The following is a 12,324-nucleotide window of genomic DNA, read 5'->3' as shown; positions in this document are numbered from 1 at the left end:
CATCAAGCTGGCCTTTTGGAACGGTGAGGGTCCTGTCAAGTCCGACTGCGACTACCCTTGAAGACGCCATGACTGTGACCCAGGAGGGCGCCCGCACATACGAAGTGCGCACATACGGGTGCCAGATGAATGTGCACGACTCCGAGCGGCTGTCGGGCCTGCTGGAGAACGCCGGCTACGTGCCCGTTCCCGACGGGGAGACGGCCGACGTGGTCGTGTTCAACACGTGCGCCGTGCGGGAGAACGCCGACAACCGCCTTTACGGCAACCTCGGCCACCTCCGCCCCGCCAAGACGCGCAACCCGCGCATGCAGATCGCCGTGGGCGGTTGCCTGGCGCAGAAGGACCAGGGCGAGATCGTCCGCAAGGCCCCGTGGGTCGACGTGGTGTTCGGCACCCACAACATCGGCTCGCTGCCGGTGCTGCTGGAGCGGGCCCGCGTCGCGGGCGAGGCGCAGGTCGAGCTGAAGGAGTCGCTGGAGGTCTTCCCGTCCACCCTGCCGACCAGGCGCGAGTCGCCGTACGCCGCGTGGGTGGCCATCTCGGTCGGCTGCAACAACACCTGCACGTTCTGCATCGTGCCGTCGCTGCGCGGCAAGGAGAAGGACCGCCGGCCCGGCGACGTCCTCGCCGAGGTCAGCACGCTGGTCGGGCAGGGGGTCCTCGAGGTCACGCTGCTCGGCCAGAACGTCAACACCTACGGCGTCGAGTTCGGCGACCGGCTGGCGTTCGGCAAGCTGCTGCGCGCCTGCGGCGACATCGAGGGGCTCGAACGGGTGCGCTTCACCTCGCCCCACCCGGCCGCCTTCACCGACGACGTGATCGCCGCGATGGCCGAGACGCCCAACGTCATGCACCAGCTCCACATGCCGCTGCAGTCCGGCTCCGACCGGGTGCTGCGCGCCATGCGGCGCTCCTACCGCGCCGAGCGCTACCTCGGCATCATCGAGCGCGTGCGCGCGGCCATGCCGGACGCCGCCATCTCGACCGACATCATCGTCGGCTTCCCCGGCGAGACCGAGGACGACTTCCAGCAGACGCTCGAGGTGGTCCGGCGCAGCCGCTTCGCCAACGCCTTCACCTTCCAGTACTCCATCCGTCCCGGCACCCCGGCGGCCACCATGGACGACCAGGTGCCCAAGGAGGTCGTGCAGGAGCGCTACGAGCGGCTGGTGGCCCTGCAGGAGGAGAGCTCCTGGGAGGAGAACAAGAAGCAGGTCGGCCGGACGCTCGAGGTGCTCGTCGCCGAGGGTGAGGGCCGCAAGGACGAAACCACCCGCCGGCTGTCCGGGCGCGCGCCGGACAACCGCCTGGTGCACTTCGCGGCGGGCGACGAGACGCCGCGACCGGGCGACATGGTCACGGTCGAGGTGACGTACGCGGCTCCGCACCACCTGGTGGCCGACGGGCCGCTGCTCGGCGTCCGGCGCACCCGGGCGGGCGACGCCTGGCAGGTCCGCCAGGGACGCCCTGCCGGGCAGGGGTCGGGAGTGCCGCTGGGCATGCCGACCATCGGCCGCCCGCAGCCGTCCGCCGCGGCCACGGGAGGCTGCTCGGCCCACTGACGGGAGTCGGCTTGGCGGAGGGCGGTGCCGTGCGGCGCCGCCCTTCGCCGTTCTCAGCGGATGAGGCGGTCCAGGAACGCGTGGCAGGCGCCGCGGCGGAAGTCGTCGAACGTGGCGCACGGGTCGGGAAAACCGCGGCGCGGCGGCGGGGGAGGGTGGCCGGCGCCGTGGTCCCGTGACGGGCGTTCGAGCGTCGGCGGGGGCTCGGGCGAGCCCTGGGGGCGGGGGACGGGCGGGCGGTCCTTCCGCGGCCGTTCGGCGCGGCTCCTGGCTGGTCGGCGCGCCTGAGGCGAGGCCACGGGGCCCGCCGTCACCGACGGCAGCGCGACCGGTGGGACCTGTTCGATCCAGGGCGGGGGCAGCGGCCCGAGCACGAGGTCCGCGGGTTGCGCCGTCGGCAAATGGATCGCTCCATGCGAAGGCGCGCGAGAGTGGCGTGACGTGGTGGCTGTGGGTGTTAACTCCGACGCTATGAGTGGCGTCGACGGTGATTTCGATCTCACGGTAAGCGTGGTTTCCTGATCGATTTCTGAAGATCGCCGCGGAGAATGTTCAGGTGAGTCGGTGAATGCCAGGAAAATCCCCAGGGTCGCGGTGACAAGTACCCCGGCTACTCCGGCCGCGGGTGCCAGTCCGGCGCGGCTACCTGGGCAAACGGATCTAAGGGGGGACAAGTCGTGATTCCTTTGTGATGGGTGTGCGAGCATTCCGCCGATGCGGCTAGTGTGGTCCATCACCCGCGGAAGCCGGCGAGCTTTCCCCGATACGACCGCAGGGAGCTGTACCCCCATGCAAGATCCGATCGATCGCGATCGTCAGGAGATCCTGTCCGGTCCGGGAGACACCCTCCTGGGGCCGGGAAATACTCCCCCGGAAAACACCCGGCGCAAGAAGAACACCAACAAGACGCTCATCATCGTCCTGGGCGCCATCGTCGCCGTGCTGGTCGCGGGCGGCATCGGTTTCACACTGGCCGGCGGCTCCGAGGAAGCGGCCCAGCCCGGCGGCGGCACCTCCGCGCCCTCCCAGACCGCGGGCGGCACCGACGACCTGAGCGGCGAGGACGACGACGCCACGATGGGCGACGCCGTCACCGACACCCCGGGTGACGACCTCGGCGGCGACGACGCCACCATGGGCGGCGTGAGCGACGCCGGCGTGGGCGGCGACGACCAGGCCGGTACGGGCGACACCGGCTCGACGGGCACGGGTTCGACGGGCACGGGTTCGACGGGCACCGGTTCGACCGGCACGGGCTCCTCGGGCGACGCCAAGGCCGACGGCGGCAAGAAGCCCACCACGGCCCCCTCCGGCTCGGGCAAGCCCTCAGGCGGCGGCGCCCCGGCCGACACCCCCGCCGACGGCCCGGCCGGCGTGGTCGAGGGCCAGTGCTCCACGGCCGGCTGCTGACGGGCCGCCCCGCCGCCGGCGGTGAGCGGGCGCCCCGCCGCGCGGTCCGTGGAAGTGGCTCGCCGTAAACGGCGGCCAGTGGCTCTACGCGCAGGTCGCGGGGCTGCCTAGGGTCGTGGCATGACGACTGACAGAGCGGCCGCGCTGCGCGCGTTGCACATCCCCGGGAAGCCGCTGGTCCTGCCCAACGTCTGGGACGCCGCCTCGGCCCGAGCCGTACGTGATGCCGGGTTCCCCGCGGTGGCGACCGGGAGCGCAGCCGTCGCCCGTGTGCTCGGCCATGACGACGGCGAGCAGACCCCCGTCGAGGAGATGCTGGCGGCCGTCGCCCGCGTGGTCAGGGCGGTCGACGTGCCCGTCACCGCCGACATGGAGCGCGGCTACGGGCTCGAACCGGCCGAGCTCGCCGAGCGCCTGGCCGAGACCGGCGCCGTCGGGTGCAACCTCGAGGACTCCCTCCCCGGCACCGGCGAGCTGGTGGACCCTGGCGAGCAGGCGGAGTTCCTGGCCGGGGTGCGCGCGGCCCGGCCCGAGCTGGTGATCAACGCCCGGGTCGACGTCTACCTCCACGGCGGCGCCACGCGCGCGGAGGCCGTCCGGCGCGCGCGGCGCTACCTGGAGGCGGGAGCCGACTGCGTGTACCCGATCGGCCTCGGCGACGAGGACGAGATCCGCGCGCTGGTCGACGAGCTGGGCGCGCCGGTCAACGTCTTCTACCGGCCGGGGGTGCCCGAGCTCGCCAGGCTGGCGGAGCTGGGTGTCGCCAGGATCAGTTTCGGAGGCGAGGTCCACCGGCTGGTCCACGCCTACACCGAGAAGCTCGTCGCCGAGATCCACGTGGGCCGCAGCCCGTTCTGACCCGGTGGCCTGCGGTGACGTGGAGGCGTGTCACGGGGATTCGGCGGGGAGTCGTACGCTTGCGGTCGTGCTTGTCGCCGCGGCCGTATGCCCGCCCACCCCGCTGGTCGTGCTCGGGATGCCCGACCTCCGCTCCGCCTGCCTGGCCGCGATCGCCGCGGTCGGTGAGGCGCGACCCGACGCGCTGATCGTGGTGGGCGGCGCCGAGTCGTCGCAGGCGTACGACGGCGCCGCCGCCGGCAGCCTGCGCGCCTGGGGCGTCGACCGCACGGCCGGCCGGGGAGAGCCCGTGCTGCCGCTGTCGCTGACCGTGGGCCGCCTGCTCCTCGACGGCCACGCCCCCGACCGGCTGCGGTCCGTGGCGTTCGACGCGCCGAGCGAGGACTGCAGGAAGCTGGGGGAGGAGCTCGCAGCGGCCGCGGACAGGGTGGCGCTGGTCGTCATGGCCGACGGCTCGGCCTGTCTCAGCCCCGGAGCGCCCGGCCGGTACGACGACGCGGCCGGGCCGTTCAACGCCCGCATCGCCGCCGCGCTCGCCGCCGGCGACCCCGCCCCGCTGGCCGCGCTCGACCCCGAGGAGGCCGACCGGCTGTGGGTGAGCGGCCGGGCCGCGCTGCAGGTGCTGGCGGGAGCGGCCGGCGCGAGCGCGTACGACGGGCGGCTGCTCATGCAGAGCGCGCCGTACGGCGTCGGCTACTTCGCCGCGCTGTGGGCCTGACGCCCCGGCACGGGGATCTTCATCAGGTCGCGGGCGAGCACCACCTGGCCGCCGTAGCTGCGGCGTACCTCCTCGGTGAACGCCGGCTCGTCGTCGAACCCGTACCGCTCGGAGAAGTGCGTCAGCACCAGGCGGCGCGCGCCCGCGTCGGCGGCCACCACCCCCGCCTCGAACGCCGTCAGGTGCCCGTACTCCTTGGCCAGCGCGCTCTCCGACGACAGGAACGTCGACTCGATCACCAGCAGGTCGACCCCCTGCGCCAGCTCGAAGACGGCGTCGCACAGCCGGGTGTCCATGACGAACGCCATGCTCTGCCCCGGCTTCGGCTCGCTGCACTGGTCGAGCGTGACGCCGCGCACGGAGCCGGTGCGCTGGAGCTCGCTGATCTCCGGGCCGCGGATGCCGTGGGCGGCCAGCCGCTCGGGGAGCATGCGCCGCCCGGCCGGCTCCTGGAGGCGGTAGCCGTACGACTCGACGGGGTGGGACAGGCGGCGCGCGGTCAGCGGGCCGACGCCGGCCAGCTCACCGGAGACGGGGTGCTCCTCGATCACGGAGGTGTCGGCGAAGGCCGTCGCGTGGCGCAGCCGCCGCCAGTAGCTCGCGCCGGAGGCGGGGAAGACCGCCCGCACCGGGTGGCGGACCTTGTCGCGGGCGATGCGCTGCACGACGCCCGGCACGCCCAGGCAGTGGTCTCCGTGGAAGTGGGTGACGCAGACCCAGTGGACGTCGTGCGCGCTCAGCCCCGCGAACGTCATCTGCCGCTGCGTGCCTTCGCCGGGGTCGAACAGGTAGCCCTGGCCGTCCCAGCGCAGCAGGTAGCCGTTGTGGTTACGGTGGCGGGTGGGCACCGCGCTGGAGGTGCCCAGCACCACGAGCTCACGTGAGGACATGATGGCCCCCATGGAGAACACGGTCGCCTACGCCGAGGTGCCCACGCCGGTGGGCCCGTTCACGCTGGCCTTGACCGAGATCGGTCTCGTCGCGTCGGGGTGGGGGTCCCGTGAGCGGCTGGCCGACCGCCTGGGCCTGGCTGAGGTCCATGATGCGGATCGTACGGCCTGTGCGGTCGCCGAGCTGAATGCTTATTTCGCCGGTGAGCTCAAGGAGTTCGCGACGCCGATGGACTGGCGGCTGATGTCCGGCGCGCGGCTGCGCGTCCTGCGGGCCCTGCACCGCGTCCCGTACGGCACCGCGGTCACCTACGGCGAGCTGGCCCGGCTGAGCGGCTCAGGGGTGCCCGCGCGCGGCATCGGCTCGATCATGGGCTCCAACCCGATCCCGATCGTCGTGCCGTGCCACCGCGTCGTGGCGGGCAACGGGCTGGGCGGGTTCAGCGGCGGGGAGGGCGTCGAGACGAAGCGGTGGCTGCTCACCCATGAGGGCTATCTGCAACCGACACTCCTCGACCTCTAGCAGACTGGAGGGGTGCGCCAGCATCCCGTCATCGCCGTCGTGGGCCCCACCGCGGCCGGAAAGTCCGATCTCGCCGTCGACATCGCCCTGCGCCTGGGCGGCGAGTGCGTCAACGCCGACTCCATGCAGCTCTACCGCGGCATGGACATCGGCACGGCCAAGCTCACCCCCGCCGAGATGCGCGGCGTGCCCCACCACCTGTTCGACGTCTGGGACGTGACGGTCACCGCCAGCGTGGCCGAGTACCAGAAGCTGGCCAGGGCCGTCATCGACGCCGTCGAGGTGCCCGTCCTCGTCGGCGGCAGCGGCCTGTACGTCCGGGCGGCCATCGACGACCTGGAGTTCCCCGGCACCGACGCGGAGATCAGGGCGCGGCTGGAGGCCGAGCTGACCGAGGTCGGTCCCGGCCCGCTGCACGAGCGCCTGCGCGAGCGTGACCCGGCCGCCGCGGCGGCCATCCTGCCGACCAACGGCCGCCGCATCGTGCGCGCGCTGGAGGTGATCGAGCTGTCGGGGCGCCCGTTCACGGCGACCATGCCGACCTACGAGGCCGTCTACCCGAGCGTCCAGATCGGCCTGGAGGTGCCGAGGCCCGAGCTCGACGAGCGGATCGCCGTACGGGTCGAGCGCATGTGGGGGGCGGGCCTGGTCGAGGAGGTCCGCACGCTGCTGGAGCGAGGGCTGACGCAGGGCCGTACGGCGAGCAGGGCACTCGGATACGCCCAGGTCATCCGTTTCCTCGAGGGCGAGTGGAGCGAAGAGCAGGCGTTCGCCGAGACCGTCCGTCTGACCAGGCGTTTCGCCCGCCGCCAGGAGTCGTGGTTCCGCAGGGATCCGCGGGTGTGCTGGCTGCCGTACGACGCTCCCGATCTCCTGGAAAGATCCCTCGCGCGAGTCTCCGAGCACGCATGCGGATAAACTTGTACAATGCGCTTTCTCAAGGGGCACGGCACCGAGAACGATTTCGTCATCCTGCCTGATCCCGACGGTGTGGTCGACCTTTCGGCCGCGGTCGTCGCCAAGATCTGTGACAGGAGAGCCGGCGTCGGGGCCGACGGTGTGCTCCGGGTGGCGCGCACGAAGCAGAGCCACGAGGTGGCCGAGCAGGCGTCGGCGGCCGAGTGGTTCATGGACTACCGCAACTCCGACGGCAGCGTGGCCGAGATGTGCGGCAACGGCGTACGGGTCTTCGCGCGCTACCTGATCGACGCCGGGCTGGAGAATGCGACCGAGTTCGCGGTGGCGACGCGCGGCGGCCTGCGCAAGGTGCGCGCCGAGCCCCACGGCGACATCACCGTCGACATGGGCAAGCCCGTCGTCCTCGGCGAGAGCGTGGCCTGCCTCGGCGGGCACGAATACACCGGTGTCCACGTCGACATGGGCAACCCCCACCTGGCCTGCGCCATCGGGGATCCGGTCGCCCAGCTCGACCTGAGCCACCAGCCCGCCTTCGACACGTGCGTCTTCCCCGCCGGCGTCAACATCGAGCTGTTCAACCCGGTCGGCACCACCCGCGCCGTCATGCGCGTCTTCGAGCGCGGCGCCGGCGAGACCCGTTCCTGCGGCACCGGCGCGGTGGCCACGGCCGTCGCCGCGGCCAGGCTGTCGGGCGACACCCTCGGCACGTGGACGGTCGAGGTGCTGGGCGGCACGCTGACGGTCATCCTCGACGAGGACACGAGCTACCTGTCGGGCCCCGCCGAGATCATCGCCAGCGGCGAACTCCTGCTTGCAGAATGATGTTCTGATAGCGGATGCTGGGTTCACTTCACGAACTGAGGAGTGGACATGGCGGACGCGCGGACCACTGCAAGGGCGGTCAAGTCGCCCATCGGGCAGTACGGCGGCGGATTCATGATCTCCAGGGAGGCCAAGGCCGTCTGCGACGAGTACGGCCTCGGCGCCCGTGAGTTCTACTTCCGGGGCCGCTGCGGCGTCCTCGGCGAGTGCGACGCCGACGTGGTGAGCGCGGCGGCCGTCTTCTTCCCCCCGGACCACGTCAGGCAGAGCTGGGAGAGCGGGCGCAAGCTCCCCGTCGAGCGGGCCGTCGAGCTCTACGCCGAGGCGTGCCACGCGTGGGCGCGGCGCAAACTCGACGGGCGCGACGGCTGCGCCAGGATCGCCGAGCTGCTCCAGCGCGTGGTCGAGAACGCCTCGCCGGTCGGGGCCCCGCTGTTCGCCGGCTGGCGGGCCGTGCCGCTGCCCGGCGACGCGCCCGCCCGCGCCGTCCAGCTCATGCACGTCTTACGCGAGCTGCGCGGTGGTCTGCACGCCAATGCCGTGATCGCGGCCGGGCTGCACCCGCTGGACGCCACGCTCGCCGCCGAGCACGACGGCACACCGCTCGGGCAGCGGTCGGGCGAGATGATCGCCCGCTTCTTCACCTGGCCGGAGCCGTACGCGACGCCGGGGCCCGAGGTCGTGGCGCGCCGCGCGGCGGTCGAGGAGACGACCGACGCGCTCATGGCGGAGGCGTTCTCCGTCCTGAGCGACGGCGAATCGGACGAGCTGATAGAGCTTCTGCGTTTTGGGCATGCCCGTTGACCTGGCAGACTGGCTGCCCATGGACGTGGACATCTGGGCCTGGGTCGGCGACACCCAGCAGCAGCTTTCCGAGGCGGGCAACGTGGGCCTCGCCATGGCGCTGGGAGACCTCCCCGCACAGGCTTACGAGGGCCGATACCCGCAGCTCGACGTCATGGCGCCGGCCATCGCGCAGCAGGCGGAGGCCTTGGAGCTGCCCTGGCTCGAGTTCTACGCCCGCTACTGGCATCTGATCGGCCGCATCGGCGACCGGGCGCAGGGCGCGGTCGCCGTCGACGACGCGAAGCAGCTGCTCGCGTTCGCCGAGCGCGAAGACGTCCGCGACTGCCCGGCCGCTCCGGCGGCGGTCGAGGCCCTCGCCATCGCGTGGGCCAACACCGACGGCCCCGGCTACGCCGCGCAGCGCCTGGAGACGCTCAGCCCCCACATCGAGGCGACCAGCCCCGAGAAGCCGGCCTTCGCCGGCCTCGTGACGCAGTACGTCGCCGCCCTGACCGACGCCGGCCAGCCCGGCGAGGCCGTCACCTACGCCGACTCCGCCGTCGAGCGGCTGCGCACGGCCGGGCGCGAGCCGAGCTGGGAGCTCGGCGCCGAGCGCGCCCGCGCGCTGCTGGCCGCCGGGCGCGGCGACGACGCGCTCGGCGCGCTGCAGGCCGCGGCCGACGCCAAGCCCGACGACCCGGTGGCCCAGCCCCACCGCGACGGCGTGTGCCGCGCGCTGATCCTCGCCACGCTGGGCCGCATCTCCGAGGCCGTCGACGCGCTGCCCGACCTCGACGTGATCGGCGAGCACCCGCGGGTGTTCACCGAATGGACGCAGGCCGTCGCCAAGCTGGCCGGCTCCGCCCAGATCACCAACACCTGGCAGCTGGGCCGCGTCGTGCGGCAGTGGATCGACTACTTCGGCATGATGGGCGGCTACCGCGCCCGCGTCGAGCTGGCGCTGGTCGCCGGCGACCTGGCGCTCGGCCGCCAGGGCGTCTGGCAGGCCAGGCTGCTGGCCGACGTGGCCGAGGCCGGCGCCGCCGAGCTGCGCGAGACCGGCGACCTGACCGAGCGCATCGCCGCGTTGCGGGCCGCCGCCGACGCCACCCCGGAGCCCGCGGCGCCGGGGCCGCTGGAGGAGCGGGTCGGCCAGTTCGACGCCGCCGACGGCTTCAACGCCGACCCTGAGAAGTGGGTCGGCTGGCTGGCCCCGCTGTCCGGCAAGGACCTCGAGGCCACCCGCCGCCACACCACCACGCTCGGCTTCCTCGGCTTCCCCGCGGCGGGCGCCGACATCTTGTGGAAGATGCTCGTCGACACCGGCGACATCGCCACGGCCCACGCCGACGACCTGGCCTACCTGACCACGCTGCTCATCGAGGCCCGCCAGGACGAGCGGCTGGAGCAGATGGCCGCGTTGCTGCCGCACGCCGACCAGTACGTCGCCCTCGCCCGCATGCACAGCGCCCGCGAGCGCTGGCAGGAGTGCCTCGACGCCGCCGAGCACGCCGTCTCGGCCGGCGCCGGCATCGAGGCCCGCCGCCTGCTGTCGGGCGCCGCCCAGCAGCTCGACCACAACGACAGGGCCGCCAACGTGCTGGCCGAGGTGATCGACGAGCTGGCCGACGAAGACGTCTGGCGCATGATCGTCATGGCCACCTCGGCGGAAGACTGGGCGCTCGTCCGCAAGGGCGCGGCCAAGCTCGGCATGCCGCTGAAGTCCAGCGAGGGCCCGATCGAGGAGGAGATGGGCCTGATCCGGCTCGTCCTCCCGGCGCCCGACGGCGGCCAGCGCCAGGTGCTGTCCATCCGCACCGGCCCGGCCACCGCCCGGCTGGCCCTGCCGCAGCCGCGCGGCATGGACTACAACGCCGGCGACCTGGTCGTGTTCGACCCGCAGCTGCTCGAGCCCGTCCCCGACGACCCCAAGGAGCAGCAGAACTTCGTGCCGCCGTTCGCCGCGGTGCGCATCCTGCGGCCCGGCGGCTACACCAGCTACTTCTTCGACGGCGCCGCGCCGAGCGAGGAGGACTGGGCGGAGTTCACCGAGGTCATGGCCGAGCGTGGCTGGCCGATGTGGGTCTACAGCGACGAGAACTACACCATCACCCACCCGAGCACCGGCGAGCGGCTGCCGGGCGTGTTCGGCTGGGTCGCGGTGCCGCCCGACGTCTCGCCCGCCGAGGTCGACGCGCTGCTCGACGACGCCACCGAGCGCTGGGTGCACCCGCTGGCCTGGCTCGACCTGGCCCGCGAGATCGGCGTAGAGGTCGAGCGGCACGAGCGCATCGTCAAGGAATACGGGCTGTAGAAGTGCTCGACCGCTTCCGGCTCGACGGCAAGGTGGCCGTCGTCACCGGCGCCTCCTCCGGGCTGGGCGTCGCCTTGGCCCGGGGGCTGGCCGAGGCGGGCGCCGACGTCGTGATCGGTGCGCGCCGCGCCGATCGGCTGGAGGAGACGCGGCGGCTGGTGGAAGAGACCGGCCGCCGGTGCCTGGCGGTGGCGACCGACGTGTCGCGGCCGGAAGACTGCGACGCTCTGGTGGCCGCCGCCGTCGAGGGCCTGGGCCGTGTCGACGTGCTGATCAACAACGCCGGCATCGGCACTGCCGTGCCCGCGCTGCGTGAGACGCCCGAGGAGTTCCGGCAGGTCATCGACGTCAACCTGGTCGGCACGTACTGCATGGCGCAGGCGTGCGCGCGGGTGATGCGGCCAGGATCCTCGATCGTCAACATCGGCAGCGTGCTCGGCGAGACCACGGCGGGGCTGCCGCAGGCCGCCTACACCGCCTCCAAGGCGGCCGTGTCCGGGCTCACGCGCGACCTGGCCCAGCAGTGGACGGCGCGGCGCGGCATCCGGGTCAACTGCCTGGAGCCCGGCTTCTTCGCCTCCGAGATGACCGACCAGTACAAACCCGGTTATCTCGAGCAGATCGTGGAGACGCGGGTGCTCATGAAGCGGCTTGGCCAGGCCGAGGAGCTGGTGACCGCCGCGGTCTTCCTGGCCAGTGACGCGGCCTCGTACGTCACCGGGGTGACGCTGCCGGTCGACGGCGGGGTGCTGCTCACCTAGAGGCACCTGGAGGTGCTGCCGGGTCGGCGGCTGACGGCGAGCGCGACGGCGAGCGGCACCAGCGCCCAGGCTGCGCAGACCGCGACCGCCGTCGACGCCGGCATCGTCTGGGGAGCCTGGCGGAGCAGCTCCAGCCCGGCCGCCAGAGGCAGGAACCCGCCGACGTCCTCGCCGCCGGGAAGCGACAGGACGACCAGCGGGATGACGTACAGGACCGCCATCAGAACCACGACCGCTACGGCTCCGTTGCGCAGCAGGGCGCCGAACGCGAGCCCGAGGAGCGCGGCCATCACCAGCACGAGCGCCGCCGCGCCGATCTGCCGCCAGGCGTCCGGCGGCAGGAACGCCGGATCGTGCCGCGCGGTCACCACCCGGCCGTACCCGTATCCGAGGCCCCCGACCAGCACCAGCACGGTCAGGGCCGCGCCGGTCAAGACGGCCGCCTTGGCCAGGAGGACGCCCCTGCGCGACGGCATGGCGGTGTAGGTCAGGCCGATCATCCCCGACGCGTGCTCGCCCGTCATGGTGATCACTCCCAGGACGCCGATCACCAGGGCCGAGAGCGCCACGCCGAAGAAGGCCACCGCCCATACGCCCGACGCCACCTGTCCAGGCGGGTGACCGGGCTCGATGCGCGTGAGGACCGTTCCCGCCGCGGGCACGGTCACGGCCAGCGCGCAGCCCACGGCGGCGGCCAGCGACCACAGGCTGGAACGCAGCGTACGGAACTTGATCCACTCGGCGGCGAGCAGTCTCATG

General features: G+C 72.8%; 13 protein-coding genes. 10 read left to right on the top strand and 3 right to left on the bottom strand.

Annotated elements, in window-relative coordinates:
* Positions 1-68 precede the first annotated feature (68 nt).
* Entirely contained in the window at positions 69-1,565 is a 1,497-nt protein-coding gene (miaB, locus tag ACIBP6_RS22725; protein ID WP_397055041.1) for a tRNA (N6-isopentenyl adenosine(37)-C2)-methylthiotransferase MiaB, read from the top strand.
* Between the two features lie 53 nt (positions 1,566-1,618).
* On the opposite strand, the gene ACIBP6_RS22720 is transcribed toward miaB, so the two are convergent.
* The gene (locus tag ACIBP6_RS22720) at positions 1,619-1,966 is read right to left on the bottom strand and encodes a hypothetical protein (RefSeq protein ID WP_397055039.1); all 348 of its coding nucleotides are present in this window, start codon (positions 1,964-1,966) and stop codon (positions 1,619-1,621) included.
* A gap of 388 nt (positions 1,967-2,354) precedes the next feature.
* On the opposite strand from ACIBP6_RS22720, the gene ACIBP6_RS22715 reads away from it, so the two are divergent.
* From ACIBP6_RS22715 to ACIBP6_RS22705, 3 genes are all read left to right on the top strand, one after another.
* Complete coding sequence (locus tag ACIBP6_RS22715) at positions 2,355-2,975, top strand: hypothetical protein (RefSeq protein ID WP_397055037.1); 621 nt, start codon at positions 2,355-2,357, stop codon at positions 2,973-2,975.
* A 120-nt stretch (positions 2,976-3,095) separates the two neighbouring features.
* On the top strand, positions 3,096-3,833 hold the full coding sequence (locus tag ACIBP6_RS22710) for an isocitrate lyase/phosphoenolpyruvate mutase family protein (protein WP_397055035.1): 738 nt from the start codon (positions 3,096-3,098) through the stop codon (positions 3,831-3,833).
* Positions 3,834-3,900: 67 nt separating this feature from the next.
* On the top strand, positions 3,901-4,551 hold the full coding sequence (locus tag ACIBP6_RS22705; RefSeq protein WP_132621716.1) for a class III extradiol ring-cleavage dioxygenase family protein: 651 nt from the start codon (positions 3,901-3,903) through the stop codon (positions 4,549-4,551).
* Here ACIBP6_RS22705 and ACIBP6_RS22700 read toward each other — a convergent pair.
* Positions 4,527-5,441, bottom strand: a complete 915-nt coding sequence (locus ACIBP6_RS22700) for a ribonuclease Z (RefSeq protein WP_397055033.1) — start codon at positions 5,439-5,441, stop codon at positions 4,527-4,529. The genes ACIBP6_RS22705 and ACIBP6_RS22700 overlap by 25 nt on opposite strands.
* 10 nt (positions 5,442-5,451) lie before the next feature.
* Between ACIBP6_RS22700 and ACIBP6_RS22695 the strand changes: the two genes are divergently transcribed.
* Genes ACIBP6_RS22695 through ACIBP6_RS22670 form a run of 6 tightly spaced genes read left to right on the top strand, consistent with a single transcriptional unit; the run spans position 5,452 to position 11,565 of the window.
* Entirely contained in the window at positions 5,452-5,964 is a 513-nt protein-coding gene (locus tag ACIBP6_RS22695) for a methylated-DNA--[protein]-cysteine S-methyltransferase (protein ID WP_397055031.1), read from the top strand.
* A 12-nt stretch (positions 5,965-5,976) separates the two neighbouring features.
* Positions 5,977-6,882: a tRNA (adenosine(37)-N6)-dimethylallyltransferase MiaA gene (gene miaA, locus ACIBP6_RS22690; RefSeq protein ID WP_397055029.1), complete on the top strand. Its 906-nt coding sequence runs from the start codon at positions 5,977-5,979 to the stop codon at positions 6,880-6,882.
* 9 nt (positions 6,883-6,891) lie between these two features.
* The gene (dapF, locus tag ACIBP6_RS22685) at positions 6,892-7,704 is read left to right on the top strand and encodes a diaminopimelate epimerase (RefSeq protein ID WP_397055027.1); all 813 of its coding nucleotides are present in this window, start codon (positions 6,892-6,894) and stop codon (positions 7,702-7,704) included.
* Between the two features lie 48 nt (positions 7,705-7,752).
* The gene (locus tag ACIBP6_RS22680; protein ID WP_397055025.1) at positions 7,753-8,508 is read left to right on the top strand and encodes an SCO6745 family protein; all 756 of its coding nucleotides are present in this window, start codon (positions 7,753-7,755) and stop codon (positions 8,506-8,508) included.
* A complete protein-coding gene (locus ACIBP6_RS22675) occupies positions 8,498-10,804 on the top strand; it encodes a tetratricopeptide repeat protein (protein ID WP_397055023.1) in 2,307 nt (768 codons plus the stop codon). The genes ACIBP6_RS22680 and ACIBP6_RS22675 overlap by 11 nt, the downstream gene beginning before the upstream one ends.
* Before the next feature lie 2 nt (positions 10,805-10,806).
* Positions 10,807-11,565, top strand: a complete 759-nt coding sequence (locus ACIBP6_RS22670) for an SDR family NAD(P)-dependent oxidoreductase (protein ID WP_397055021.1) — start codon at positions 10,807-10,809, stop codon at positions 11,563-11,565.
* On the opposite strand, the gene ACIBP6_RS22665 is transcribed toward ACIBP6_RS22670, so the two are convergent.
* A complete protein-coding gene (locus tag ACIBP6_RS22665; RefSeq protein ID WP_397055019.1) occupies positions 11,562-12,323 on the bottom strand; it encodes a hypothetical protein in 762 nt (253 codons plus the stop codon). The two genes, ACIBP6_RS22670 and ACIBP6_RS22665, sit on opposite strands and share 4 nt — an antisense overlap.
* Between the last annotated feature and the right edge of the window lies 1 nt (position 12,324).

The organism is Nonomuraea terrae (assembly GCF_044465245.1).
Lineage (GTDB): Bacteria > Actinomycetota > Actinomycetes > Streptosporangiales > Streptosporangiaceae > Nonomuraea > Nonomuraea terrae.
The sequence above is the reverse complement of the archived record's forward strand: the minus strand, read 5'-3'. Positions and strand labels throughout refer to the sequence as shown.

What these genes read in the sequence shown, in the direction of transcription:
- miaB (WP_397055041.1), top strand. Translation starts at nt 69, where the DNA reads ATGACTGTGACCCAGGAGGGCGCCCGCACATACGAAGTGCGCACATAC.
- ACIBP6_RS22715 (WP_397055037.1), top strand. Translation starts at nt 2,355, where the DNA reads ATGCAAGATCCGATCGATCGCGATCGTCAGGAGATCCTGTCCGGTCCG.
- ACIBP6_RS22710 (WP_397055035.1), top strand. Translation starts at nt 3,096, where the DNA reads ATGACGACTGACAGAGCGGCCGCGCTGCGCGCGTTGCACATCCCCGGG.
- ACIBP6_RS22700 (WP_397055033.1), bottom strand. Translation starts at nt 5,441, where the DNA reads ATGTCCTCACGTGAGCTCGTGGTGCTGGGCACCTCCAGCGCGGTGCCC.
- ACIBP6_RS22695 (WP_397055031.1), top strand. Translation starts at nt 5,452, where the DNA reads ATGGAGAACACGGTCGCCTACGCCGAGGTGCCCACGCCGGTGGGCCCG.
- dapF (WP_397055027.1), top strand. Translation starts at nt 6,892, where the DNA reads ATGCGCTTTCTCAAGGGGCACGGCACCGAGAACGATTTCGTCATCCTG.
- ACIBP6_RS22680 (WP_397055025.1), top strand. Translation starts at nt 7,753, where the DNA reads ATGGCGGACGCGCGGACCACTGCAAGGGCGGTCAAGTCGCCCATCGGG.
- ACIBP6_RS22675 (WP_397055023.1), top strand. Translation starts at nt 8,498, where the DNA reads ATGCCCGTTGACCTGGCAGACTGGCTGCCCATGGACGTGGACATCTGG.
- ACIBP6_RS22665 (WP_397055019.1), bottom strand. Translation starts at nt 12,323, where the DNA reads ATGAGACTGCTCGCCGCCGAGTGGATCAAGTTCCGTACGCTGCGTTCC.